Source organism: Pseudomonas sp. GW821-FHT09C08, from assembly GCF_059418125.1.
Map to the genome: position 1 here is coordinate 452,787 of NZ_JBWKPG010000005.1, position 22,440 is coordinate 475,226.

Consider the following 22,440-nt stretch of genomic DNA (forward strand, 5'->3'; position numbering starts at 1 on the left):
CTCTTGAAAAATGACTGAGCCAATACTGCGTTAACGACGGACAGGTTGACCGGCGAGTTACAAACTTCGCAAAAGCTGCGCCAGACCCTGGCCGATGGAGGTCGGTTCCGGGAGTGCAAAGCGTTCCAGCAAACGGGTGTTGTTGGCGCGCGAATGGCGAATGTCACCTTGGCGTGGCGCCTGGTAAGTCACGTTCAGCGGGGTGCCCGTGGCCTTGCCCAGTTCGGCGATCAGGTCGTTGAGACTGGTCGCGCGGTTAAGCCCGACGTTGATGGCTTCAGGGGCCGGCTTGCGGGTCTCCACGGCCTGGACCAGGATGCTGACCAGGTCCTGTACATAGACGAAGTCGCGCGTCTGCTCGCCGTCACCAAAGACCGTGATCGGCTTACGGGCCAACGCGCGTTCGGTGAAGATGCTGATCACACCGGAGTACGGCGAGGAAGGATCCTGGCGCGGGCCGAAGATATTGAAGAAACGGAAGATCACCGGTTCCAGGCCGTGCTCGCGGCGATAGAAGTCCAGGTAGTACTCACTGGCCAACTTGTCGCTGGCATAAGGGGTCAGTGGCGACTTGGGGGTGTCTTCGGTGATGGCCGTGCCTTCGCCGTTGTTGCCATAGGTCGCGGCACTGGAGGCGAACACCACGCGCTTCACGCCGGCCTTGAGCATGCTCTGGCAGACATTGAGGGTGCCGACGAAGTTGGCTTGGTGGGTGGCGACAGGATCGTCTACCGACGCCTGCACCGACGCAACTGCGGCAAGGTGTACGACGGCGCTGCAGTCGCGCATGGCCTGGTCAACGACGGCGCTGTCCGCCACGTCACCGACGACCAGTTCGAGGTCGGCATTGTCGACGGGCAGGTTCGTCACCTTGCCGGTCGACAGGTTATCGAGTACGCGAATCTTGTAGCCTTTGCCAAGCAAAGCATCTACCAGATGTGAACCAATGAAACCTGCACCACCCGTAACCAGAATTCGTCCAACAGCCATGTAGTTTTCTTCCTAAAGACTCGAGCGCAGGCGTGTAGAAGCGAGCCTGCTAAATAAAGTGACAGCGTTTATTAGTTAACTCTGGCCGACGCCGCCGGACCGTTTGAATCCGAGCCGCCATATCCCTTTATCTTGAAAAATCACTGCGGGACGAACGCGCGTCATTAATGTCATTTTAATGGCTTAGAGCCATCAAAACCGTCGCGAATAATGTTGGATGAATATCAAACTGTCAACGCTTTGTCTTATCTGCCGCCCAACGGCATTTTTTGCGCAAAAACGTCACTTATTTGACGACATAAATGGAGCCATGGAGGGCGTTCGCTAACGAGTTCAGTCGCGGGAAAGTGCGGATACGTACGAGCGGAAAGTTTAAAAAGACCGACATTTTAATAGTACCGAACGTACTAAAAGAACATTCAAAGGCCTTGCCTAATAAACGTGCCATCACAATAATGAGAGCCATTACCATTTACACTTCGGTGGCACGCTCATGTCGACCCTCGATCCTTCAACACTTCACCAGCTGTACAGCGAACACAACAGTTGGCTGAAGGGCTGGTTGCGGGTGCGCCTGGGGAATGCTGCGGATGCGTCCGACTTGGCGCAGGACACGTTCGTACGTGTGATGACGGCTCGCCACACTACGCCCATCCGGGAGCCGCGCGGCTATCTGAGTGCGATTGCGCGTTCGTTGCTGATCGATAAATCCCGGCGTCGGGCCATCGAGCAGGCTTACCTGCAGGCATTGGCGCTGCGGCCGGAGCCGGTGGAGGTGTCGCCGGAAGTGCGCTTGTCGATCATTGAGATGCTGGTGTCCATCGACACGCTGCTGGATGAGTTGGGCACGCGCACACGCGAGATTTTTCTCGCGGTGCAGTTGGAAGGCTTGAATTACGTAGCGGCTGGCGAGCGATTCGGGGTGTCGGTGACCACGGTGAAAAATCACCTGGTTCGCGCCATGACCCAATGCCTGTTGCTGGTCGAAACCTGATGGCTACACCGCCGGACCTCAAGACGCTGGAGGCCGCCGCCACCTGGTACGTGCAGCTCAATGACGGTACGCCGGACGAGGCGCGCACCCACGCCTGGCAGGCCTGGTTGCAGGCCAGCCCGCAACACGCGGCGGCGTGGGCACGGGTCGAGGCGCTGCAGCAGCAGTGGGCGAAGATGCCTCGCCAGGCGGCGCTTTCCGGTCTGGGCGCGGCGCAGAAACAACGTCGCGCTGTGTTGAAGATTCTCGGCATGCTGCTCGCGGTAGGTGGCTGTTCGTGGCTGGCGGTGGAACAGGTGCCGTATCGCGCGGTGCTCGCACAACACCGCACCCACACCCGGGAACGGCGCTCGCTGAGGCTCGACGATGGCACGCAACTAGAGTTGAACACCGGCACGGCGCTGGATATCCGCTTCGACGCCCATCAGCGGCTGATCCAGCTGTACCAGGGCGAAATCCTGGTGCAGACCGCCAAGGACCCGGCCCGGCGCCCGCTCATCGTCAGCACCAACGACGGCACGATCAAGGCGCTTGGCACCCAGTTCAGCGTTCGCCAATTGGAAGACAGCACCCACGTTGGTGTGCTGGAGGCCGCCGTTGAAGTCCGCCCGCGCCGCCAACCAGAACAGGCGTTGCGCCTGGAGGCCGGCCAACAGGTCACGTTCGATCACGATGCGCTTGAAAACGCGCGTCCTCTGCCTCCTGGCTCGGCGGCATGGGTTCGCGGCATGTTGAGCGTGGACGATTGGCGCCTCGGCGACTTCGTCACCGAGTTGGGTCGTTACCGCCCAGGCGTGCTGCGTTGCGCGCCGCAGGTCCAGGACCTGAGCATTTCCGGCGCGTTCCGCATTGACGACACCGACACCGTGCTGGAGAACCTGAGCAAAACCCTGCCGGTAAGGGTGCGCTACCTGACCCGCTATTGGGTCAGCATCGAACCCGCCTGAAAACTGTTCGCGCGCAGCCTTGCCGATTTTGATCTCATCCGGAACAGTGGGTGGAAGGTTTTTGTGCAGCGGTACCCGCCATCGAGACTAGTCGGCGGGCGTCATTGACTCCAACCACCCGCACTCAGTGCCCGGCACTTTGGCCGCCGTCCACATGCAGAATCTCGCCGGTCACGAATGCCGCTTGCTCCAAATAGATAATCGCCTGGGCGATGTCACTCACTTCGCCCATATGCCCCATCGGGTGCAATTTCCCGAGTGCCGCGTGGGTGGGCTCGGCGTGCATCGGCGTCTTGATGATCCCCGGGCTCACTGCGTTGACCCGAATCCCGCGCTTGGCGTATTCAATCGCCAGCGACTTGGTCGCCGAATTCAGCCCGCCCTTGGTGAGGCTGGCGAGCACCGAAGGCACGCCGTCGACGGCATGGTCGACCAGGCTGGTGGTGACGCTGACGATGTGGCCGGCGCCGCGTTTTTCCATCTCGGCAATGGCGAGTTGGGTGATGTAGAAAAAGCCGTTGAGGTTCACCGCGAGCACGTTGGCGTAGTCCTCCTGGGTGTACGTGGTGAAAGGCTTGGCGATGAAGATACCGGCGTTGTTGACCAGGCTGTCGATGCGCCCAAAGGCTGCCAGCGCTTCGCGGATGACGCGCTGGGCGGTGGCGGAGTCGCCGATGTCACCGGCGACGGTGAGGATGTTCGGGTCGGTGGACGGCTGGATCGAACGCGAGGTGGCGACCACGCGGTAGTCGAGGGCGCGGTAGGCCTGGACCACGGCGGCGCCGATGCCTTGGGAAGCGCCGGTAACGATAACGACTTTACTCATGATGATGCTCCGGTAATGGATTTGCGGTACTCAGTGGTGGTGATGCCGGCGTAGCCCCAGTTATCGGTGTCGATTTCTTCGATGACGATGTGGGTCAGGTCCGGGCGTTTGTGCAGGACGCGTTCGAGGGTTTCGGTGAACTCGGCGATGACCTGGGCTTTTTGCTCCGGGGTAACGCCGTCTCGGGTGATGCGCAGGCTGACAAAGGGCATGGCAATGGCTCCAGTCGCCGGCCATCGGGGTGATGGGCTGGCAGTGGGGCCAATTTAGGCGTGCGCCTTGAGCGGATAAAGGTGGGGCTGGGTACTTCATTAGTGACGCGGTGTAATGGATCAACAGCGCCGTATTGCTCTATCCTCGCTGGCGTATTTTTCGGTATAACCGAAGCCCACGCGTTGTGAACGGACTCCCATGAACGCCCTGAAGCTGACCTTTCTGCTGGTGATTTTCCCGCTGCTGTTGGCCGCACTCGGCGGTTGGGAGCACCAGCGCGCTGCCCAAACCAGCAACGCCGTGATCGACTACCACCTCAATGTCGAGATCGCCAAGCAGCAACTGCAGGCGCTGGCGGCGCAAGACCCGGACGCGACCGTCGACCTCGGCAAAGAAAAAATCCGCGTGCAACTGGCGCTCTCGCGGCTGGACAAGATCGAAGCCGAACTGCCCACCGCCCATCACATCAACCGTGCACTGCGGGCGTTGGCACCGTGGGTGATCGGCCTCGGGCTGCTGGCGGCCTTGATTGGCCTCGCGGCGCTGCTCGGCACGCAGTGGGCCGGGCAACGGGCGCAGCAGTCGCGGGACAAACTCTTGCAGGCGTTCACCCTCGGCAGCCGCTTGCTGCCCTACGTGTTGGTCAGCCATGTGGTGGCGATGGCAGCAACGGTCGCCCTCGCCTTGAGCTATGAAAGTTTGGCGATGTGGCATGTCGGCCGGCTAGGCAGCGGTGAAATCAAGCTGATGGCAGTGCTGGGGGTGGTCGCGGCGTTCTGCGTGTATTCGATCTGGCTGTTGCTCAAGCAGTTGCGGTACATGCTGGGCATGTTCAAGCCCGAACCGCTGGAGATGTTCGGCGCCGTGGTGACGCCCGAACAGGCCCCGGCCTTGTGGCGCCAGGTGAATGAGCTTTCGAGCACACTGGGTGCGTTGGCGCCGGACCATATCGTCGTGAGCCTGGCCCAGGGCTTTTATGTGACGTCCAGCGAGGCCAGTGTGCTGCCGGCACAGACCCGCTTGACTGGGCGCACCCTGCACGTGCCGCTGCTGCACCTTGGCTTGCTGAGCCGCGCTGAAATCGGCGCGGTGATCGGCCATGAACTGGCGCACTTCGCCGGCGAAGACACCGACTACAGCCTGCGCTTTGTGCCGATCTATGACGGCGTCAATCGCAGCCTGCAGGCCTTGCTGCAAACCCTGCTGGCGAGCGACCTGATCCAGGGCTGGCTGATGCGCCCATCCTTTCTGTTCGGCGTGTTTTTCATGCAGCACTTTGATCACGCGGTGAACCATTGGAGCCGCGAGCGCGAGCTGCTGGCGGATGCCGCCGGTGCGCGCGTGGCCGGCAATCGAGCAGCGGCGTCGGCCCTGTTGCGGGTGTCGGTGCTGCATGCCCACGTCGAGGAATCGCTGCTGGCGTTATGTGACGCCGCATCAGAAGAAGACCTGCCCCGCGCCGTGCTCACCGCGCTGAGCGGTTGCGAGTTGCATCTGCCGCCTGAGGCTCTGGAGATTCATCAGCCGCATCCGACCGATTCCCACCCGTCCAATGGCGAACGCCTGCAGGCGCTTGAGGTGCCGTTGGACGAGGCGCTGCGCACCGCCACCCGACCCGTCGACGCCACCGCGGCGAATGGGCAAATCGATGGTTATTTCAGCGCGCCACAGACGCTGCGCGAGCAACTGTCTCGCGACCTGCTCGAGGTGGCCGTCGCCGAGAATGCCGTGCACACTCAGCTGCTGGAAACCCTGGTCGTTTCGACAGATGGCGAACGCGCACTGCATGAAGGCGGCGCATGGCGCGGCGTCTTGATGGCGGTATTGACGATACCCTTCGTGCTGTTCGCCCTGTGGATAATGGCCCGCCCCTGGCTGGCCCCGGAGCGCCTGAAAGGCACGCCGTTGTCGGCAATCGGCGTGGGCGCCGCCGTCGGTAGCGTCGCGCTGATATTCCTGGGGCTGGGCGTGCGACGGTACAAACGCGCAGCGCAGGTCGCCTTGCGCCTGACGCCGGAGCATTTTGTCTTCGCCAACCTGAAGCAGCCGGTGCCGATCGAGCACATCGCCGATGTCTCGCTGCAGTTCATGCAGGGCATCTGGGTAACGCTGGAGTTGAAGCCGGATGCGCCCTTGCCTGAGCGGCGCAAGACCGCGTTTGGGGTGCCCGGCGCGCGGATCAACAAGAAGAAACGCCAAGTGCTGCTGCAGATGGCGCAGCTGTGTATCGATAACCAGAAGATCGAACCCTACGAGGGCCTGAGGCTGATGCTCGACTACGTCAATGCGTCTGTTGCACGCAAGGTCCTGCAGAGCCGGGAGGACTCTGCGCAGGCATAAAAAAACCCCGAACCAGTCGGGGTTTTTATCGCCTTGGATCAGGCGCGACGCCAGATCAATTAGAAAACGTTGATCGGGTAGTCGGCGAACAGACGGATTTCGTTACCGCCTACGTTGTACTGGTCGGCGTTGCTGGAAACACGCAACCAGGACGCACGCGCACGCAGGCTCAGGTCTTTGGCCGGGCCGCTCTGAACGACGTATTTGAACTGGTTGAAGATTTCACGCTCGGTGCCATTGCCGCGGTTGGAACCGTCGTCAATGTTGGTACCGCGCACGTAGGCAACGTTGTAGCTCAGGCCAGGCACGCCGAAGGTAGCGAAGTCGATACCGTAGGCTGCTTGCCACGAACGCTCGTCCTTGCCGTTGAAGTCGGACCAGTAGGAGTTGGCCAGCAGGATGGTGTTGCCGCCGTCGCCGATGCCGCCAGCGTTGCGGTAGCCGCCATACAGGTAGCCGGTGTCGCCGGTGCTGCGCTGGTGAGCAAGGGTGAAGCTGTGCGGGCCGACAGCCCACGTGGCGCCCAAGCTCCAGATTTTGTTGTCGCGAGCGTCTTCGTCTTTCTGGTTTTCCAGGGCGAAGCTCTTGTCCAGCTTGGTTTTGTAGCCGTTGAAGTCAAAGGTCAGCGACTGCTTCTCTGGCAGGGCCAGCACGTAGTTGACGTTGACGTATTGCTTCTTCAGCACGTCCTGCATGTCGGAAGCGTAGAGTGCAGCCGACAGGCTTTCGGTGAATTTGTAGCTACCACCGATGTAGTCGATGCTTTTCAGGCGACCGCTGTCGGTGCCTTCCATGCTCTTGCGCGCTTCTTTGGTGAAGTGACCTGCGTCCAGTTGCAGACCGGCGATCTCTTTGGAAACGATCGACGTACCGGTGTAGGTTTCCGACAACAGACGGGAGTTGTCGTACTGCAGTACAGGCACGGCCGGGAACTGATCACCGTACTTGAGCACGGTGTTGGAAACGCGGAACTTCACGGCAGCGCCGCCTTTGGCCAGGTCGTGCGGTGCCGAGCCTGGGTTGTTGCTGCCATCAGGGTTGGTGGTGCCATTGCCCTGCTTGAAGAAGTCGATGCCGCCCGCGCCGGCGCGACCTTTACCACCGTCCAGACGGATAGCGTATTGGCCGATGACGTCCACACCCACACCGACGGTGCCTTGGGTGAAGCCGGACTCCAACTTACCGATGAAGCCTTGGCCCCACTCGGCTTTGTCTTGCTTGCCGTTCTTGTAGTCACGGCTGATGTAGGCGTTACGTGCTGCGATGTTCAGGTGGCTGTCTTCAACAAAACCCTTGGATTGCTCCTGGTCGTTGGCCATTGCCTGAGTGGCGCTCAAAATCCCCAGAGCGATCAGACCCATCCGTTGCTTCAACATTTCTTATATTCCTTATTACTGGTTGAGTACGCGCTGTGACACCAGGCTCCGTGTCGCTTTTCTGGTGTCGACTTTTCCAGGAAAAAAGAAAGCCCGCGGACGACTTAACTGCCGCGGGCCTTTTTTATTGGATGAGTCATGGCGGTTAGCCACAGGCGTTGGGCGCAATCCTAGTCGCGCGTTGAACTATGTGTCAATTTCGTGAATCGTCTGTATTTAGGCGAAATAATTCTAAGCAAAGGCCTATTGCCGCTCTGGAAACGACAAAAAATCGCCTTTGGCGACCTCTGAAACACATTTAGCAACATATTTCAAAGCCGATACATTTGGGAATAGATAACGCGCGCAAATGCAAAGCATTACCATTAACGCGCAATTTCCTCCCTAACAATTCGGATACATTTCCCCATGCCAGCCCCACGCCTGATGCCCCTCACCCTTGGGCTCTCTGTTCTGCTGTCTGCCGGTTTTGCCAGTGCGGCGACCACCCTGCCCGAAACCTCGATCAGCGCCGACGCCGACGAAGACGATCCCCGCGTCAGGGAAACCACCACCGCTACCCGCACCGCCACTGCGGTGCGTTATGTGCCCCAGGCGATCGACTCGGTAAAGACCGAAACCCTGCGCGCCTACGGCACCAATGACCTCGGCCAGGCGTTGAGCGGCATCCCCAACGTGAGCAGCGGCGCCGACACACGTTTCGACAGTTTGCGCATCCGTGGCTTCGACGCGAGCAATGACTTCTATCTGGATGGCATTCGCGACGACAGCCAATACGTGCGCGACCTGCATAACATCGAGCGCATCGAAGTGCTCAAGGGGCCAGCAGCCGTACTTTACGGGCGAGGCGGTCAGGGAGGGATCGTCAACCGCGTGAGCAAACTGCCCATCGCCGGCCACGCCTCGAGCATCGAGGCCCAGGGCGGCAGCAATGATTTGCGCAGCCTGTATGCCGATCTCAGCGCCGACCCCAGCGACACCCTCAGCCTGCGCCTGAACATGGGCAACCAGGACAACAACAGCTTTCGCGATGGCGTCAGCGGCAATCGCCAGTTGTTCGCACCGTCCATGAGCTGGCAACTGACCCCGGACCTGAACTGGCTGGTGCAATACGAATACAGCCGCTACAACCGCACGCCGGACCGTGGCATCCCCGGCGTCAACGGCCGCCCGGCGGATGTGAGCCGCGGCACCACCTACTTTGACAGCCGCGACTACATCGACGACAAGACCCAGTCGCTGCGCTCCAAGCTGGCCTACGAACTGAATGACAATTGGCAACTGCGCCAGACGTTGGGCGTATTCAAGCTCGACAGCGATTTCGACAACACTTACCAGACCGCCTACGCGCCTGCGACTAACAGCGTCACACGCCAGCGCTGGCAGCAGGACCTGACCACCCTGAATATCTTCAACAACCTTGAGCTCGAAGGTGGCTTCAGCACCTTCGGCCTGGAGCATCGCCTGCTCAGCGGCCTTGAGCTGGGCAGCCAGCGTCGCGATCCCAAGCTGTACACCGCGACAGCCGTCAACCGTGGCGGGCAGGCCGTGCCGAGCCTGGACCTCAACCAGCCGAATCGCCACCTGAGCCACACCGGGCGAATGAGCGTGTCGAGCAACAATCACACTGAAGTCGACAGCCGCGCCGTATACGTACAGGACCAACTGCGCCTGAATGATCAGTGGCAATTGCTCGCTGGCCTGCGCTACGACCGATTTGAAGTGGACACCAAGAACAAGCTGCTCAACACCCGGCAAGCGGTCGAAAGCCACAGCACCAGCCCGCGCTTCGGTGTGGTCTGGACGCCGCTGGAACATCACTCGTTCTACGCCTCGTGGAGCAAAACCTTTTCCCCGGCGGGGGGCGGCGTGATCGGCATCACCCCGAACGCCGCCGGCAGCGTCAACGACCTGAGCCCCGAACTGACCAAGCAGAAGGAAATCGGGGTCAAGAGCGACTGGCTCGACGACCGTCTCAGCACCACCCTCGCCGTGTACGAACTGGAACTCTACAACCGCCGCACCAGCGACCCGCTGGACCGCACCATCACCTTGCTCAGCGGCCTGCAGCGCTCGCGTGGCGTGGAACTGACCGCCACTGGCAAGATTGTCGGCAATTGGTCTGTGCGCGGCGGCATCGGCTTGCAGGATGCTACGGTCGTGAAGGACAACAACGGCTTTGAAGGCAAGCGCGTCAGCGACGTCGCCAAGCGCAATGCCAGCCTGTTCCTCACCTGGAAACCGGAAATGGGTTGGTACGCGGAAACCGGGCTGACCCTGGTGGGCGACCGTTATGCCGACAGCCTCAACACCGTGGTCATGCCAGGTTATGGTCGCTGGGACGCATTGGCCGGGTTCCGTCAAAAGGAATGGGACCTGCGCGCGGCGCTGAATAACATCGCCGATAAAACCTACTACGCCTCGGCGACCAGCGTGGCGCAGATCCAGCCAGGCGAGCCACGCAGCCTGGTGGTCACAGGCACCTACAGCTTCTAAATTCCCCCTCCACCTGCAGGAGCCGGCTTGCCGACGATAGCGTCGGCGAGATCAGCGCAGGCCCAAGGCCGTCGCCGCCGGCGAGCCGGTTCCTACAAGGGTGCGATCAATTCACACAGCGCGTGCACTTCTTCCTCACTGAACAACCCCGCCGGGTAGCGTTCACTCATCACGCTGCGCAAGTCAGGCTGCTGCCGGATCTGTCGCGAACCGTTTTCCTTCAACCAGAGCGCCAGCGCATGGATCGCGTCACCGTTGACCCGCAAAGGGTGGAAGGTGCGCGTGTACATCAGGTTGATATCGGCATTCATTTCAGCGCTCTCTCCTACTGCGTGAGCGGCTAACTTACTCAAGGTTTATGACAGAACTGCGCAGTCATCACCCTGGGCCACTGTGACAACACCGATACAAGAGCTATGCCAATGTCCCGTGTTTATAGGCATATGGACACAAAAAAGCCCGCGACCTTGCTGGGCCGCGGGCTTGCTCAAAGCGCTGAAACCGGCTAGCGCCCGGTCATCGCTCGAATGCTGTTACAACTGCACTCAGTTTTTGTGCGGGGCTGGCTGTTGTTGGGTCAGGCAATGGATATTGCCGCCGCCCAGTAACAGTTCACGGCCCGGCACCATCACCACTTCGTGCTGTGGGAACAGCTGCTGCAGGATCGCCTTGGCCTGGCTGTCCAGCGGATCGTCGAAGCTCGGCGCGATAATGCCGCCGTTGACGATCAGGAAGTTCACATAGGAACCCGCCAGCCGCACGCTCGGGTTGCGCTCCTGGGTACCGTCCACCGGGTCCACGCCGGCGCATTCTTCCTCGGTGGCGTACAGCGGCCCCGGGATCGGCATTTTGTGCACTGTGAACGCGCGTCCCTTAGCATCAGTGCTGCTTTGCAGGACGTCGAGGGCGGCATGGCAGCGCGCGTAGTTCGGGTCTTGCGGGTCGTCGGTCCAGGCCAGCAGCACTTCACCCGGGCGCACGTAGCAGCAGAAGTTATCCACATGCCCATCGGTTTCGTCGTTGAACAGGCCGTCCGGCAACCAGATAATCTTATCCACAGCCAGATTGGCGCTCAGCACCGCCTCGATCTCGCCACGGTCCAGGTGCGGGTTGCGATTGCGGTTGAGCAGGCACTCCTCGGTGGTGATCAAGGTGCCTTCGCCGTCGACGTGGATCGAGCCGCCTTCGAGCACAAAGCCTTCGGTGCGGTAGCGCGGCGCGCGCTCGATTTCGAGGATCTTGCCGCCCACCTGCGAGTCGCGGTTCCACGGCGAATACAGGCCGCCGTCAAAACCGCCCCAGGCGTTGAAGTCCCAGTTCACGCCGCGCACTTCGCCGCTGTTGTTGATCACGAAGGTCGGGCCGGTGTCACGTACCCAGGCATCGTCACTGGACATTTCCACCACGCGGATATTCGGCACATCCAGGCGGGCGCGGGCGTTTTCGTACTGGCCGGCGGACACCGCCACGGTCACCGGTTCAAAGCGCGCAATGGCCTTGGCCACCGCGACGTGCGCCGCCTGCGCTGGCTTGCCGCCCAGGCGCCAGTTGTCCGGGCGTTCTGGCCAGATCATCCAGGTCTGGGTCTGTGGCGCCCATTCGGCGGGCATGTAGAAGCCATCGGCGCGGGGTGTGCTGTGCAGGGTGGTCATGGCGTTCAGGACTCCGAATGGGGTGAAGGCCGACTTTATAACGGATAAAAATCGGCTTTAAAAGCGATCTGCGATCATAGTGGATAAATATGACAATAAATAGCCGATAACAATCGACTAGCTACACAAGCTCATCCAGCACCTTCGATAGCATATCGACGAAGAAATCCACGCTGCGGCGGGAGGTGACCATCGGCGGCTTGATCTTGAGGATGTTCAAGTAATCACCGGTAGGCTGCATGAAAATCCCCAGCTCGCGCAGGCGCTCGCAGAGCAGCGCGGTTTCTTCGGTGGCGGGTTCCAGGGTGTGGCGGTCGCGCACCAGCTCCAGGCCCAGGTAGAAACCCGAGCCGTGAACGGCACCGACCAACGGGTGCCGGTCGATCAATGCCTCCAAACGCGCCTTGAAATGCCCGCCGACCACTTGGGCGTTTTCCCACAGCTTTTCTTCCTCCATCACATCCAGCACTGCCATGCCGATGCGGCAACTGACCGGGCTGCCACCGGAGGATGAGAAGAAATAGCCCTCAGCCTCCAGCGCCTCGGCGATTTCGCGGCGGGTGATCACCGCCCCCAGCGGCTGGCCATTGCCCATGCCTTTGGCCATGGTGATGATGTCCGGCACCACGCCCTGCTCTTCAAAGCCCCAGAAAAAGTGGCCCATGCGGCCATAACCGACCTGCACTTCATCGGCGATGCACACGCCGCCCTGAGCGCGCACCAATGCATACACCTGCTGCAGATAACCAGGCGGCAGCGAGATGCCACCGGCATTGCCGTACACCGGCTCGCAGATGAAACCCGCCAATTGACGTTTGCTCGCGGCGATTTTCGCCAGGTTGTGTTCCACGCTTCGTACATAGTCCGGAGCGCTGTCCTGCCCGCGGAACTCGCCGCGATAGGTATTGGGCGCGGTCACCGGGTGCACCCACTCCGGGCGGCTGCTCAAGGCCTGGGGGTTGTCGGCAATCGAAGTCGAGACCGCATCCGCTGCCACCGACCAGCCGTGGTACGCCTCCAGCACGCTGAGCATGTCGCGCCCGCCGCTGTAGGCCCAGGCCAGGCGGATCGCCAGGTCGTTGGCTTCGGTGCCGCTGTTGACCAGGAACACCCGGTCCATGCCCGCCGGCGCCAGCGCCAGCAAGCGCTCGGAAAACTCGGCAATTGCCGCGTAATGGAAGCGCGAGTTGGTGTTGAGCAGCGACCACTGGCGCGCCGCCACCTGGGCCATGCGCGGGTGGCCGTGGCCGAGCACCGCCACGTTGTTGAGCATGTCCAGGTAGGAGCGACCCTGCATGTCGATCAGGTGGTTGCGCCAGCCGCGCTCGATACGCGGCGGATCGGCGTAATAGTGTTTCTGCGAGCGGGCGAAGCTGGCATCGCGGCGCGCCAGCAGGGCCTCGGGGTCCAGCTCGGGCTCGGCATCGCAAGCCAGCCCCAGCAGCGCGGCCGGCGAGGGGCACAGCACCTGCCACGCCTGCGCGCGTGAGGGCGTGCAGAACAACGGCGCCGGCAGCTCGGTGCGGCACAGTTGCACGGTGAGCGGGCCTTCGACTTCGCCGATGACCTGGCCCTTGAGCACCGCAGCGCCCGGCCGCAGCGACGCCTTGACACCCCACAACCGCACGTTGGCTTCACCGCTGTGCACACGCAGTTCGCCCTTGGCGCCCAGGTGCACAGTGCCCGCAAACGGCGCTTCGACGGAGGTACCCTGGGGCACGTGCAGCTCGACGTGCAATGGGAACGTCTGCGGCTCATGGGCACTGTCAGGCTGAGTCCGTGACAAACGGTACTGCCCATAACGACTGGCCGCCAGGCCATGCACGGCGGCCGCGTCCTGCAGCAAACGTTGATCGGCGCCGGCATGTTCCCAGTTGCCCGCCTCGAAATGCGCGCTGAGCACGCCCAGGTCGATCAGCGCAAACTCGCGCCCCACCAGCCCAGGCAACAACGGCGCGAAGCCTTGGCTGACCAGCGCTGCTGGCGCCTGCCCGACGCTGCTGAGAATCGCCGCTTCCATCAACTCGAACGGCACCGATGTCGCCACATGGAAGATTTCCCACTCGTGCTCGGCGTTTTTCAACAGGTAACTGTTATCCGGATCCAGGCGTTGCTGCTGCTCGCTGCTGAGTACCAGCACGGCCGCGCGGGCGACGATCAACGGCCACAGCACCTGCAATTCTTCGAGCTGCAGCGGTGTCACGGCATGGCAAGCCTGGATCGCCGGCAAGATCGCAAACGGGTCGCCCTCGGCATGGTGCAACAGGGCGGCGCAGGTCACGGACAGGTCGGCGATGCGCCAGGTGTGCACCAGGTCGCCGAAATCGATCACGCCCTGGACTTGCCAACGGCGCTGGGCATCGCGCTGCCAGACCACGTTGTCATCGGTGATATCCATGTGCACCGCTTGCCACGGCAAGCGCTCGGCCAAGGGCCGGATGCGTTGCTCGACCTGCTCGGCCACCTGCTCCAGGGCCGCGCGATGCGGCAGGTTTTCCAGGCTGGCCAGCAGGTGGGTGATCAGTTCCCGTGCATGGCGCGGGTCCCATTGCAGGGTGCGTTCCAGGCCCGGGTGGGCAAAAGACGCGAGGGCCAGGCTCATACGGCCGCACAGGTTGCCGAAGCCCGCGATCACCTCACGCCCCAGGTGAGGCAGGTGGGTCAACGGCTGCCCGTCGATATAATCCAGCAGACGAACATGCAGGGTTTGCCCGTCGAGGTTGACGCTCAGCAGTTCGTCGCCGCTCAAGGCCGGGATGACCTTGGGTACACGCAGGCCGGCTTGCGCCTGCAAGCTGTTGAAGGCCGCGTGCTGGGCGTGCAATTCCACAGCGGCGTAGTCGCCCCGGCAGATTTTCAGAACAAAGCGCCCGCGCGGGCTGTCGACCTTGTAGTTGAGGTCCTGTTGGCTGCCCAGTGACTGCAATGTGCCCGCGAGGCCGTAATGTTGCTCAAGCAACTGCGCCGCCTGATCGGGGCCTACTTGCGGGCAGGGTAGACTGGCGCGATGAATCAACGTGGCGAGCAACATGGGGTGGCCTCGGTTTTTTTTCAGGGGTGTATATCGCCATTGTTCAGGGGGCTTACGCAACCCCCGGACACATACCGCCCTGTCCAGCGCCACAACACAGGCTATGCTCCATTCGCTAATCGTCCGTCTAAGGAAAAGGGCCCCCGACATGCGCATTCTCATTACCGGTGGCGCCGGTTTTATCGGTTCTGCTTTGGTACGTCACCTGATTCAGCACACCGAGCACGAAGTGCTCAACCTGGACAAACTCACCTACGCCGGCAACCTGGAGTCGCTGACCAGTATCGCGTCCAACAGCCGCTATGAGTTCGTTCAGGCCGACATCATCGACCAGGCCACCGTCAGCGCCGTATTGGCGCGCTTTGAGCCCCAGGCGATCATGCACTTGGCCGCCGAGTCGCATGTCGACCGTTCGATTGACGGTCCATCGGACTTTATCCAGACCAACATCGTCGGCACCTACAGCCTGCTGGAGGCCGCCCGGGGCTACTGGCAAACACTCGAGACCGCAGACAAAAGCGCGTTTCGCTTCCACCACATTTCCACTGACGAAGTGTACGGCGACCTGCATGGCGTGGACGACCTGTTCACCGAAACCACCCCCTATGCGCCGAGTTCGCCTTACTCCGCCAGTAAAGCGGCTTCGGACCACCTGGTGCGAGCCTGGCAGCGCACCTACGGCCTGCCGGTACTGCTGACCAACTGCTCGAACAATTACGGCCCGTTCCATTTCCCCGAGAAGTTGATCCCGCTGGTGATCCTCAACGCGCTCGCGGGCAAGCCATTGCCGGTCTATGGTGATGGTTTGCAGGTGCGCGACTGGCTGTTCGTCGAAGACCACGCGCGGGCGCTGCTCAAGGTGGTCACCGAAGGCGCCGTCGGCGAGACCTACAACATCGGCGGGCACAACGAGCAGCAGAACATCAGCGTGGTTCGCAGCATCTGCGCCCTGTTGGAAGAGCTGGCGCCGCAGCACCCGGACGGCGTCGAGCAATACGCCGACCTGATCACATTCGTAAAGGACCGCCCAGGGCACGATCAACGCTACGCCATTGATGCCAGCAAGATCGAACGCGAATTGGGCTGGGTGCCTTTGGAAACCTTTGAAACCGGTCTACGCAAAACCGTGCAGTGGTACCTGGATAATCTGGAATGGTGCCGCAGGGTCCAGGACGGCAGTTATCAGGGTCAACGATTGGGCAACACCGACATGAGGGATCTGATCGCATGATGAAAGGAATCGTATTGGCCGGCGGCTCCGGCACGCGCCTGCACCCCATCACCCTGGGTGTGTCCAAGCAATTGCTACCGGTGTATGACAAGCCGATGATCTATTACCCGATCTCGGTGCTGATGCTCGCAGGGATCAAGGAAATCCTGGTGATTTCCACCCCGGCGGACCTGCCGCAGTACCGCAATCTGCTGGGTGACGGCAGCCAGTTCGGCGTGACATTCAGCTACGCCGAACAGCCGACCCCGGATGGCCTGGCGCAAGCCTTCCTGATTGGCGAGCAGTTCATAGGCAGCGACCCGGTGTGCTTGATCCTGGGTGACAACATTTTCCATGGTCAGCGCTTCAGCGAGCAGCTGCACGCGGCCGTCAAACGCGGCAAGGGCGCCACGGTGTTCGGCTATTGGGTCAAAGACCCGGAGCGCTTTGGCGTGATCGACTTCGACAGCGAAGGCCGTGCCCTGTCCATCGAAGAAAAGCCGGCGGTACCGAAATCCAGTTACGCGGTGACCGGCCTGTATTTCTACGATAACGATGTGGTCAATATCGCCAAGGCGGTGAAGCCCTCGGCTCGCGGCGAATTGGAGATCACCGACGTCAACAACGCCTACCTGCACCGGGGTGACTTGCAAGTGGAACGTTTCGGCCGAGGCTTCGCCTGGCTCGACACGGGCACCCACGACAGCCTGCTCGACGCCTCGCAGTACGTGCAGACCATCGAGCGCCGCCAGGGCCTGAAAGTCGCCTGTCTCGAAGAGATTGCCTACGGCAACGGCTGGATCGATCGCGACCACCTGCTCGAACGCGCCAAATACTTCGGCAAGACCGGCTACGGCCAATACCTCTACTCACTGGCCGGAGACAACCAGTGAACGTCATTGAAACCTCATTGCCAGGCGTGCTGATCATCGAACCCAAAGTGTTCGGTGATGAGCGCGGTTTTTTCTACGAAAGCTTCAACGCCCGGGCTTTTGAACACGCCACCGGGCTGCAGCGCAACTTTGTCCAGGACAACCATTCACGCTCACAAAAAGGCGTGCTGCGCGGCCTGCACTATCAACTCGAACACACCCAGGGCAAGCTGGTGCGCGTGACCGCCGGTGAAGTATTGGACGTGGCCGTCGACATTCGCCGCAGCTCGCCGAACTTCGGCCAGTGGGTGGGGGTTCGGTTGTCGGCGCAGAACAATCGCCAGCTGTGGATACCGGAAGGCTTCGCCCATGGGTTTGTGGTACTCAGCGATTACGCCGAATTTCTGTACAAGACCACCGACTATTACCAGCCGAGCGCCGAGCGCAGCATCCTGTGGAATGACCCGGCACTGGCCATCGACTGGGAACTCACTGCACCGCCGCAACTGTCTGCCAAGGACCAGGCAGGCAAACGACTGATGGAAGCCGACCTGTTCCCATGAAAATCCTCATCACCGGCCAACACGGCCAAGTCTCCCTGGCGCTGCAACAGCGGCTGCAGGATCTCGGCGAACTCATCGTGCTGGGCCGCGATCAGCTCGACCTGGCTGACGTCGACCAGATCCGCCAGCAGGTCCGTGCCCAGCGCCCCGACCTGATCATCAATGCCGCGGCCCACACTGCGGTCGATCAAGCCGAAAGCGAAGCAGACGTCGCCTTCGCCATCAACGCGATTGCCCCCGGCGTCCTCGCCGAGGAAGCCGAGGCCCTGGGCATCCCGTTGATCCACTACTCCACCGACTACGTGTTTGACGGCAACAAACCCGCGCCCTACACCGAAGCCGACACACCGAACCCCCTGGGCGTCTACGGCCAGAGCAAGCTGGCGGGTGAGCAGGCGATTGCCGCCGTGGGGGGTGAGTACCTGATCCTGCGCACCAGTTGGGTCTACTCCAACCACGGCAAGAATTTCCTGCTGACCATGCAACGCCTGCTGCAGGAAAAACCGCACCTGCGTATCGTCGCCGACCAAATCGGTGCGCCGACCTGGGCCGGCACGATCGCCAACAGCACCCGTGCCTTGATCGACCGTTGGCAGGCCGGCAAGGCCGGTGAATGGGGGATCTACCACCTGACCGCCCAAGGCGAGACCTCTTGGTTCGACTTCGCCGCGGCGATCGCCGAGCAGCTGCGCGCCGGCGGCACAGCCTGTGCCGAGCTGGAGGCGATTCCCTCCAGCGCCTACCCGACGCCCGCCAAGCGCCCGCTGAACTCACGCCTGGATTGCAGTCGCCTGCAGCAACAATGGCAGGTCAGCCAGCCGCAGTGGCAAGACGCATTGCGCGAGTGTCTTGCAAGGCAGCACTAGGCATAATGCGCCTGTACCCACAGGCGCACGACTCCCATGAACCCACCCCTTCCGCGAAGACCCCGCTGGCGCAGCCTCGCCCTGTTGGCGTTGTGCCTGGCGCCGCTGCTGTGGCCGCTGGAGCACTTGGCCGAGCGCTATTACCGCAGTGAACTGGCCGGGCAGAACCGCCAGACCCTCGACCTGTACGTGGCCAACCTGCTGGGCACGCTGCATCGCTATGAAGTGCTGCCGCAGATTCTCGGTGACTTGCCGGCCCTGCGCACGGCCCTGGATGCGCCGCAGGTGAGCACCAACCTGGTCAACGCCAACCTGCTGCTCAAGGACGTCGCGGCCCAGGCCGGGGTGGAAGTGATGTACCTGATGGACACCACCGGCAAGACCCTCGCCGCGTCCAACTGGGACAAACAAGACAGTTTCGTCGGCCGCAATTTCTCTTTCCGCCCCTACTTCAGCGAAGCCATGGCCGGGCGCCTGGGGCGCTTCTTCGGCCTGGGCACCACCTCGGCCAAACGCGGTTACTTTTTCGCCGCCGCCGTGCGCGATGGCGCCACCATCATCGGCGTGCTGGTGGTCAAGGTCGACCTGGACCACACCGAGAGCCTGTGGGGCAATACCCCGGAACAACTGCTGGTCACCGATCACAATGGCGTGGTGATCCTGACCTCGCGCCCGCAATGGCGCTTCCGTGCCACTCGGCCACTGACCGCCGAAGAACGCCAGGCCATCATCGCCATCCAGCCCTACCCGACCCGCGACCCGCAGCCATTGGCACTGAGTTCCACGGCATGGCTGCGCCAATCCACAGCCATCGCCGAGACCGGCTGGAACGTGGAGATCCTGGCGCCGCGCTCGCTGATCAACCGCCCGGTGCGCACAGTGGTTGCGGTGGGGGGCGCCACGCTGCTGGTGTTGATGCTGTTGCTCGGCCTGATGATGCAGCGCCGCCGCCACTATCTGGACCGCATCGCCTTCGAAGCCAAGGCCCGTCGTGAGCTGGAAATGCGCGTGGTCGAGCGGACCAGCGACCTCGAAGGCCTCAACCGCCGCTTGAAGCAGGAAGTGCTCGAACGCGAACACGCCCAGCAGGAACTGGTGCGCGCCCAGGATGACCTGGTGCAGGCCGGCAAACTGTCGGCTTTGGGCACCATGTCGGCGAGCATCAGCCACGAACTCAATCAGCCCCTGGCGGCGATCCGCAGCTACGCGGAAAACGCCGAGATCCTGCTCGACCACGAGCGCACCAGTGATGCGCGGGGCAACCTCAAGCTGATCAGCGAACTGACCGGGCGCATGGCCTCGATCATCGCGCACCTGCGCGCCTTTGCCCGCCGCGACCGCCACGCCCCGGAAAGCGTGGCGCTGCAGCCGGCGCTGGACGACGCACTGGCCTTGCTGGCCAAGCGGCGGCGGTCGATGGAAGTCGAGTTGATCCGCGATTTGCCGGAAGCGACCCTGTGGGTGCAGGCCGGCGAAACCCGCTTGCGCCAGGTACTGGGCAACCTGCTGGCCAATGCCCTCGACGCCCTCACCGAAAAAGGGCCGCCGCGCAAGCTCTGGCTGAGTGCCCAAACCACCGAACAGGGCGTCAACCTGTACATTCGCGACAACGGCCCGGGCTTTTGCATGGAAGCCCTGGGCCGCGCCAGCGAGCCGTTCTACACCACCAAGACGCGCACTCAAGGCCTGGGGCTGGGGCTGGCAATCTGTGACACCCTGATGCGTGCCTTTGGCGGCGAGCTGCTGTTCGCCAACCACAAGGAAGGCGGCGCGCTGTTAACCTTGAAATTGCGTGCCGGCTCGCCGGGCGTCAGTCTGCAACCGTCCGAGGACCGTAGTGTATGAGTATCGATAACCAGATTCAGGTGGTGTTGATCGACGACGATCCACACTTGCGTCAGGCCCTGTGCCAGACCCTGGACCTGGCCGGGCTGAAAGTCCTGACACTGGGCGAAGCCACCGGCCTTACCGCACGCCTGTCCCGCGATTGGCCGGGCGTGGTGGTCAGCGACATCCGCATGCCCGGCATGGATGGCCTGGAGCTGCTGGCCGAACTGCACGGCCAGGACGCGGAGCTGCCGGTACTGCTGATCACCGGCCACGGCGACGTGCCGCTGGCGGTGCAGGCCATGCGCGCCGGCGCCTATGACTTCCTGGAAAAACCCTTCGCCAGCGACGCCCTGCTCGACAGCGTGCGCCGCGCCCTGGCCCTGCGCCGCCTGGTGCTGGACAACCGCAGTCTGCGCCTGGCCCTGAGTGATCGCCAGCAATTGAGCACGCGGCTGGTCGGCCACTCCCCGCAAATGCTGCGCCTGCGCGAGCAGATCGGCGCATTGGCGGCGACCAAGGCCGATGTGCTGATCCTCGGTGAAACCGGCGCCGGCAAGGAAGTGGTCGCGCGCGCCTTGCATGACTTGTCGAGCCGACGCAGCGGGCCGTTTGTGGCGATCAACGCCGGCGCCCTGGCTGAGTCGGTGGTCGAAAGCGAGCTGTTCGGCCATGAACCGGGCGCCTTTACCGGCGCGCAGAAGCGGCGTATCGGCAAGTTCGAATTCGCCAACGGCGGCACGCTGTTCCTCGACGAAATCGAAAGCATGAGCCTGGATGTACAGGTCAAGCTGCTGCGCCTGTTGCAGGAGCGTGTGGTCGAGCGCCTGGGCGGCAATCAGCTGATTCCACTGGATATCCGCATCATCGCCGCCACCAAGGAAGACCTGCGCCAGTCCGCCGACCAGGGCCGCTTCCGGGCCGACTTGTACTACCGCCTCAACGTCGCGCCGTTGCGCATCCCGCCGCTGCGCGAGCGCGGCGAAGATGCGCTGATGCTGTTCCAGCACTTTGCCGACGAAGCCAGCAGCCGCCACGGCCTGCCGCTGCACGAGCTGCAACCGGGCCAACGCGCGCTGCTGCTGCGCCACAGCTGGCCGGGCAATGTCCGCGAACTGCAGAACGCTGCCGAGCGCTTTGCCCTGGGCCTGGAGCTGGCGCTGGACAACACGCCGGACAATCCGGCGGCCGGTGTACTGACCTCCACTCCGGGAGGCCTGAGCGAACAAGTCGAACAGTTCGAGAAGAGCCTGATCGCAGCCGAACTCACACGCCCCCACAGCTCCCTGCGCAGCCTCGCCGAAGCCCTGGGGGTGCCGCGCAAGACCCTGCACGACAAGCTGCGTAAACACGGCCTGAACTTCGCCGACAGCGGCAACCACAGTACCGACGACGAATGACCCCGCCCACCCATCAAGAGGCACCCATGAGCCGCGACAGCCGTTACCTGGAATCCATCCTTCACCACGACATTCCCCTCACCCGGGAAATGGGCCTCAAGGTGCTCGACTGGCAACACGGCCAATTGCAGCTGCACCTGCCCTTGCAGGCCAATATCAACCACAAGAGCACCATGTTCGGCGGCAGCCTCTATTGTGGCGCGGTGTTGGCGGGCTGGGGTTGGCTGCACCTGCAGCTGCGCGAGGAAGGCATTGAAGACGGGCATATCGTGATCCAGGAAGGGCAGATCAGCTATCCGCTGCCGGTGACGCAGGATGCGACGGTGATGTGCGCAGCGCCGGAAGAAAAGGTGTGGAAACGCTTTGTCGCCACCTATAAGCGTTATGGCCGAGCGCGTTTGACCCTGGAGACATGGATTGTGAATGAGGGCAGTGAGGCGCGCGCGGTGGCGTTTACTGGGCAGTACGTCCTGCACCGCTAAAAGCACCAGCGTGGAAGCGGCCTAGCCTGAACCCGCGCCCGACGCAGTTCCCATGTGGGAGCGGGCTTGCTCGCGAAAGCGGTGGATCAGCCAACATGTTCGGTGACTGGCATACCGCCTTCGCGGGCAAGCCCGCTCCCACATTGGGGGATGCGTCGTCCGCTCTTGCGGTGCAACCCGGCAATTCCAACCGCGCAGCCAAACGCGAAGCTTCACACCGATCGAAAATGTGGGGGCGGGCTTGCTCGCGAAAGCGGTGGATCAGCCAACATGTTCGGTGACTGGCATACCGCCTTCGCGGGCAAGCCCGCTCCCACATTGGGATGCGTCGTCCATTGCTGCGGCGCAAGGCCCG

18 protein-coding genes are annotated in these 22,440 nt (G+C 62.3%); 11 read left to right on the top strand and 7 right to left on the bottom strand.

Annotation, left to right across the window (positions count from 1 at the left end):
• Positions 1–57: 57 nt before the first annotated feature.
• Positions 58–990 carry an NAD-dependent epimerase/dehydratase family protein gene (locus AC07OJ_RS19985; RefSeq protein ID WP_065899641.1) on the bottom strand — a complete coding sequence of 311 codons (933 nt, stop codon included), beginning with the start codon at positions 988–990 and terminating at the stop codon, positions 58–60.
• A gap of 493 nt (positions 991–1,483) precedes the next feature.
• On the opposite strand from AC07OJ_RS19985, the gene AC07OJ_RS19990 reads away from it, so the two are divergent.
• Both AC07OJ_RS19990 and AC07OJ_RS19995 read left to right on the top strand, forming a co-directional pair.
• A complete protein-coding gene (locus AC07OJ_RS19990; protein ID WP_065899638.1) occupies positions 1,484–1,984 on the top strand; it encodes a sigma-70 family RNA polymerase sigma factor in 501 nt (166 codons plus the stop codon).
• A complete protein-coding gene (locus tag AC07OJ_RS19995) occupies positions 1,984–2,931 on the top strand; it encodes a FecR domain-containing protein (RefSeq protein ID WP_495095031.1) in 948 nt (315 codons plus the stop codon). Before AC07OJ_RS19990 ends, AC07OJ_RS19995 begins: the two co-directional genes overlap by 1 nt.
• A gap of 124 nt (positions 2,932–3,055) precedes the next feature.
• Here AC07OJ_RS19995 and AC07OJ_RS20000 read toward each other — a convergent pair whose 3' ends face one another.
• Positions 3,056–3,757: an SDR family NAD(P)-dependent oxidoreductase gene (locus AC07OJ_RS20000; RefSeq protein ID WP_065899634.1), complete on the bottom strand. Its 702-nt coding sequence runs from the start codon at positions 3,755–3,757 to the stop codon at positions 3,056–3,058.
• Positions 3,754–3,969: a tautomerase family protein gene (locus tag AC07OJ_RS20005; RefSeq protein ID WP_065899633.1), complete on the bottom strand. Its 216-nt coding sequence runs from the start codon at positions 3,967–3,969 to the stop codon at positions 3,754–3,756. The genes AC07OJ_RS20000 and AC07OJ_RS20005 overlap by 4 nt, the downstream gene beginning before the upstream one ends.
• 199 nt (positions 3,970–4,168) lie before the next feature.
• Between AC07OJ_RS20005 and AC07OJ_RS20010 the strand changes: the two genes are divergently transcribed.
• A complete protein-coding gene (locus AC07OJ_RS20010; protein ID WP_495095032.1) occupies positions 4,169–6,310 on the top strand; it encodes a M48 family metallopeptidase in 2,142 nt (713 codons plus the stop codon).
• A gap of 59 nt (positions 6,311–6,369) precedes the next feature.
• Here the strand turns inward: AC07OJ_RS20010 and AC07OJ_RS20015 are convergent, their stop codons facing one another.
• A complete protein-coding gene (locus tag AC07OJ_RS20015) occupies positions 6,370–7,686 on the bottom strand; it encodes an OprD family porin (protein WP_065899631.1) in 1,317 nt (438 codons plus the stop codon).
• 408 nt (positions 7,687–8,094) lie between these two features.
• Here AC07OJ_RS20015 and AC07OJ_RS20020 point away from each other — a divergent pair, with 408 nt between their 5' ends.
• On the top strand, positions 8,095–10,182 hold the full coding sequence (locus AC07OJ_RS20020; RefSeq protein WP_495095033.1) for a TonB-dependent receptor: 2,088 nt from the start codon (positions 8,095–8,097) through the stop codon (positions 10,180–10,182).
• A 92-nt stretch (positions 10,183–10,274) separates the two neighbouring features.
• On the opposite strand, the gene AC07OJ_RS20025 is transcribed toward AC07OJ_RS20020, so the two are convergent.
• The 3 genes from AC07OJ_RS20025 to AC07OJ_RS20035 all read right to left on the bottom strand — a co-directional run bounded on the left by AC07OJ_RS20025 (position 10,275) and on the right by AC07OJ_RS20035 (position 14,865).
• Positions 10,275–10,493, bottom strand: a complete 219-nt coding sequence (locus AC07OJ_RS20025; protein WP_065899629.1) for a hypothetical protein — start codon at positions 10,491–10,493, stop codon at positions 10,275–10,277.
• A gap of 234 nt (positions 10,494–10,727) precedes the next feature.
• Positions 10,728–11,834 carry an agmatine deiminase gene (aguA, locus tag AC07OJ_RS20030; protein ID WP_065899628.1) on the bottom strand — a complete coding sequence of 369 codons (1,107 nt, stop codon included), beginning with the start codon at positions 11,832–11,834 and terminating at the stop codon, positions 10,728–10,730.
• Between the two features lie 121 nt (positions 11,835–11,955).
• Positions 11,956–14,865: an aminotransferase gene (locus tag AC07OJ_RS20035; protein WP_495095034.1), complete on the bottom strand. Its 2,910-nt coding sequence runs from the start codon at positions 14,863–14,865 to the stop codon at positions 11,956–11,958.
• 148 nt (positions 14,866–15,013) lie between these two features.
• Between AC07OJ_RS20035 and rfbB the strand changes: the two genes are divergently transcribed.
• The 7 genes from rfbB to AC07OJ_RS20070 are packed head-to-tail and all read left to right on the top strand — an operon-like array spanning position 15,014 to position 22,085.
• Positions 15,014–16,096, top strand: coding sequence for a dTDP-glucose 4,6-dehydratase (gene rfbB / locus AC07OJ_RS20040; RefSeq protein ID WP_495095035.1), 1,083 nt, complete (start codon positions 15,014–15,016; stop codon positions 16,094–16,096).
• Positions 16,093–16,968 carry a glucose-1-phosphate thymidylyltransferase RfbA gene (gene rfbA / locus AC07OJ_RS20045; RefSeq protein WP_065899625.1) on the top strand — a complete coding sequence of 292 codons (876 nt, stop codon included), beginning with the start codon at positions 16,093–16,095 and terminating at the stop codon, positions 16,966–16,968. Before rfbB ends, rfbA begins: the two co-directional genes overlap by 4 nt.
• The gene (gene rfbC / locus AC07OJ_RS20050) at positions 16,965–17,510 is read left to right on the top strand and encodes a dTDP-4-dehydrorhamnose 3,5-epimerase (protein WP_065899624.1); all 546 of its coding nucleotides are present in this window, start codon (positions 16,965–16,967) and stop codon (positions 17,508–17,510) included. The genes rfbA and rfbC overlap by 4 nt, the downstream gene beginning before the upstream one ends.
• Positions 17,507–18,376 carry a dTDP-4-dehydrorhamnose reductase gene (rfbD, locus tag AC07OJ_RS20055; RefSeq protein WP_495095036.1) on the top strand — a complete coding sequence of 290 codons (870 nt, stop codon included), beginning with the start codon at positions 17,507–17,509 and terminating at the stop codon, positions 18,374–18,376. Before rfbC ends, rfbD begins: the two co-directional genes overlap by 4 nt.
• 36 nt (positions 18,377–18,412) lie before the next feature.
• A complete protein-coding gene (locus AC07OJ_RS20060) occupies positions 18,413–20,221 on the top strand; it encodes a sensor histidine kinase (protein WP_106805432.1) in 1,809 nt (602 codons plus the stop codon).
• Complete coding sequence (locus AC07OJ_RS20065) at positions 20,218–21,603, top strand: sigma-54-dependent transcriptional regulator (RefSeq protein WP_065899621.1); 1,386 nt, start codon at positions 20,218–20,220, stop codon at positions 21,601–21,603. Before AC07OJ_RS20060 ends, AC07OJ_RS20065 begins: the two co-directional genes overlap by 4 nt.
• A gap of 26 nt (positions 21,604–21,629) precedes the next feature.
• Positions 21,630–22,085 (top strand): YiiD C-terminal domain-containing protein, encoded by a 456-nt coding sequence (locus AC07OJ_RS20070; protein ID WP_106805433.1) that lies wholly within the window; start codon positions 21,630–21,632, stop codon positions 22,083–22,085.
• Positions 22,086–22,440: the final 355 nt, after the last annotated feature.

What these genes read in the sequence shown, in the direction of transcription:
- AC07OJ_RS19985 (WP_065899641.1), bottom strand. Translation starts at nt 990, where the DNA reads ATGGCTGTTGGACGAATTCTGGTTACGGGTGGTGCAGGTTTCATTGGT.
- AC07OJ_RS19990 (WP_065899638.1), top strand. Translation starts at nt 1,484, where the DNA reads ATGTCGACCCTCGATCCTTCAACACTTCACCAGCTGTACAGCGAACAC.
- AC07OJ_RS19995 (WP_495095031.1), top strand. Translation starts at nt 1,984, where the DNA reads ATGGCTACACCGCCGGACCTCAAGACGCTGGAGGCCGCCGCCACCTGG.
- AC07OJ_RS20000 (WP_065899634.1), bottom strand. Translation starts at nt 3,757, where the DNA reads ATGAGTAAAGTCGTTATCGTTACCGGCGCTTCCCAAGGCATCGGCGCC.
- AC07OJ_RS20005 (WP_065899633.1), bottom strand. Translation starts at nt 3,969, where the DNA reads ATGCCCTTTGTCAGCCTGCGCATCACCCGAGACGGCGTTACCCCGGAG.
- AC07OJ_RS20010 (WP_495095032.1), top strand. Translation starts at nt 4,169, where the DNA reads ATGAACGCCCTGAAGCTGACCTTTCTGCTGGTGATTTTCCCGCTGCTG.
- AC07OJ_RS20015 (WP_065899631.1), bottom strand. Translation starts at nt 7,686, where the DNA reads ATGTTGAAGCAACGGATGGGTCTGATCGCTCTGGGGATTTTGAGCGCC.
- AC07OJ_RS20020 (WP_495095033.1), top strand. Translation starts at nt 8,095, where the DNA reads ATGCCAGCCCCACGCCTGATGCCCCTCACCCTTGGGCTCTCTGTTCTG.
- AC07OJ_RS20025 (WP_065899629.1), bottom strand. Translation starts at nt 10,493, where the DNA reads ATGAATGCCGATATCAACCTGATGTACACGCGCACCTTCCACCCTTTG.
- aguA (WP_065899628.1), bottom strand. Translation starts at nt 11,834, where the DNA reads ATGACCACCCTGCACAGCACACCCCGCGCCGATGGCTTCTACATGCCC.
- AC07OJ_RS20035 (WP_495095034.1), bottom strand. Translation starts at nt 14,865, where the DNA reads ATGTTGCTCGCCACGTTGATTCATCGCGCCAGTCTACCCTGCCCGCAA.
- rfbB (WP_495095035.1), top strand. Translation starts at nt 15,014, where the DNA reads ATGCGCATTCTCATTACCGGTGGCGCCGGTTTTATCGGTTCTGCTTTG.
- rfbA (WP_065899625.1), top strand. Translation starts at nt 16,093, where the DNA reads ATGATGAAAGGAATCGTATTGGCCGGCGGCTCCGGCACGCGCCTGCAC.
- rfbD (WP_495095036.1), top strand. Translation starts at nt 17,507, where the DNA reads ATGAAAATCCTCATCACCGGCCAACACGGCCAAGTCTCCCTGGCGCTG.
- AC07OJ_RS20060 (WP_106805432.1), top strand. Translation starts at nt 18,413, where the DNA reads ATGAACCCACCCCTTCCGCGAAGACCCCGCTGGCGCAGCCTCGCCCTG.
- AC07OJ_RS20065 (WP_065899621.1), top strand. Translation starts at nt 20,218, where the DNA reads ATGAGTATCGATAACCAGATTCAGGTGGTGTTGATCGACGACGATCCA.
- AC07OJ_RS20070 (WP_106805433.1), top strand. Translation starts at nt 21,630, where the DNA reads ATGAGCCGCGACAGCCGTTACCTGGAATCCATCCTTCACCACGACATT.